Origin of the sequence: Bacillus sp. SA1-12 (assembly GCF_000981385.1) — a bacterium.
Taxonomy (GTDB): domain Bacteria; phylum Bacillota; class Bacilli; order Bacillales; family Bacillaceae; genus Metabacillus.
This window is the reverse complement of the sequence record NZ_LATZ01000070.1, coordinates 1-2021: the sequence shown is the minus strand read 5'-3', so window position 1 is coordinate 2021 and position 2021 is coordinate 1. Positions and strand designations below refer to the sequence as shown.

Below are 2021 nucleotides of genomic sequence, written 5' to 3'. Positions count from 1 at the left end.
TGGCCGATCACCCTCTCAGGTCGGCTACGCATCGTCGCCTTGGTGAGCCGTTACCTCACCAACTAGCTAATGCGCCGCGGGTCCATCTGTAAGTGGTAGCAAAAGCCACCTTTCAATTTCGAACCATGCGGTTCGAAATATTATCCGGTATTAGCTTCGGTTTCCCGGAGTTATCCCAATCTTACAGGCAGGTTACCCACGTGTTACTCACCCGTCCGCCGCTAATCTTCGGGAGCAAGCTCCCTCAGATTCGCTCGACTTGCATGTATTAGGCACGCCGCCAGCGTTCGTCCTGAGCCAGGATCAAACTCTCCAATAAAGAGTTGATATAGCTCATAAAATGTCTATAAATAGACTTAGAATTAACGTTGACGTTTCTGTTTTGTTTAGTTTTCAAAGAACTATTCCGCTGCAAATCAGCGACAAAAACCATTATAGCAAACAACTTCTTCTTTGTCAACTTCCACGAAAATTTTTTTAATTAAAAACATCATTATATTTTCGCGCGCTCATTAACAACAAATAATATATTATCATTAAACTTCGTAGAAGTCAACAACAATTATTTTATAAAATTTCTGAGCGGAATAATAATGTACCACTTTCATTTAAATGCTGTCAATTACTTTTTTAAATAAAGACAAAGCAGGTTATCCTTTCTACTTTGTCTTTATTCTTCTGGCCTTTTTATCTCTTTTGTATTTCTTCCATTAACAATTTATTTACCATCGGCGGGTTTGCTTGTCCCTTTGTAGCTTTCATAATTTGGCCTACTAAGAAACCAATCGCCTTTTGCTTACCATTTTTAAAGTCTTCAATTGATTTTGGATTTGCATCTAACGCTTCATTAACAAACTTACGTAACGTTTCATCGTCAGAAATTTGGATTAGACCTTTTTCTTTAACAATTTTTTCCGCATCTCCGCCATTCTCAATAAGCTCTTTAAACACTTGCTTCGCTATTTTAGAAGAAATGGTTCCATTTTCGATAAGCTTTATCATACCTGCTAATCCTTCTGCTGTAAGAGCGACATCTGCTAATTCTTTTCCTTCAGCATTTAAATAAGCCGATACTTCACCCATGATCCAATTTGATGCCTGTTTTGCATCCGCTCCAACAGCAAGTGTTTGTTCGAAGAAATCAGACATTTCCTTTGTCATTGTTAATACTTGTGCATCATACTCAGGTAATCCAAGTTCATCTACATAACGTTTACGACGAGCGTCTGGTAGCTCCGGAATTGAACCACGTATTCTTTCTTTCCATTCATCATCAATATAAAGTTCAACAAGATCAGGCTCAGGGAAATAACGATAATCTTCTGAACCTTCTTTTACACGCATTAAGATCGTCTTTTTCGTTGCTTCATCATAACGACGTGTCTCTTGTTGAATTTCCCCTCCAGCTCGAAGGACCTTTTCTTGACGCTTTTCCTCAAATTCCAATCCGTTTTTTACAAAAGCGAATGAGTTTAAGTTTTTAAGCTCAGTCTTCGTACCAAATTCCTTTTGACCTTCAGGACGTAAAGAAATGTTAGCATCACATCGTAATGAGCCCTCTTCCATTTTACAATCGGAAACACCCGTATATTGGATGATTGCTTTTAGTTTTTCTAAATAAGCATATGCTTCTTCTGGTGTCCGGATATCTGGCTCTGATACAATTTCAATAAGCGGGGTACCTTGACGATTAAGGTCAACCAAGGAATAGCCGTCATTTGAGTGGATGAGCTTTCCTGCATCCTCTTCCATATGAATTCGAGTAATCCCGATGCGTTTCGTTTCACCGTTTACTTCAATATCAATCCAGCCGTTCTCACCTATCGGCTTATCAAATTGTGAAATTTGGTATGCCTTCGGATTATCCGGATAAAAATAGTTCTTGCGATCGAATTTCGTTTCTGTTGCAACTTCACAATTAAGCGCCATGCATGCTTTCATTGCAAAATCAACAACCTTCTTATTTAGAACTGGCAATACTCCAGGATAACCTAGTTCGACAACTGTCGTATTTGTATTAG

Annotated in this window: 1 protein-coding gene and 1 rRNA gene; both read right to left on the bottom strand. The window is 38.8% G+C overall.

The features are described from left to right. Window positions 1-319, bottom strand: a 16S ribosomal RNA gene (locus WQ54_RS17745); the annotation flags it as partial. Window positions 320-687: 368 nt separating this feature from the next. Then, the coding region (gene gatB / locus WQ54_RS17740; RefSeq protein WP_046585954.1) for an Asp-tRNA(Asn)/Glu-tRNA(Gln) amidotransferase subunit GatB at window positions 688-2021 on the bottom strand (1334 nt) is incomplete at its 5' end.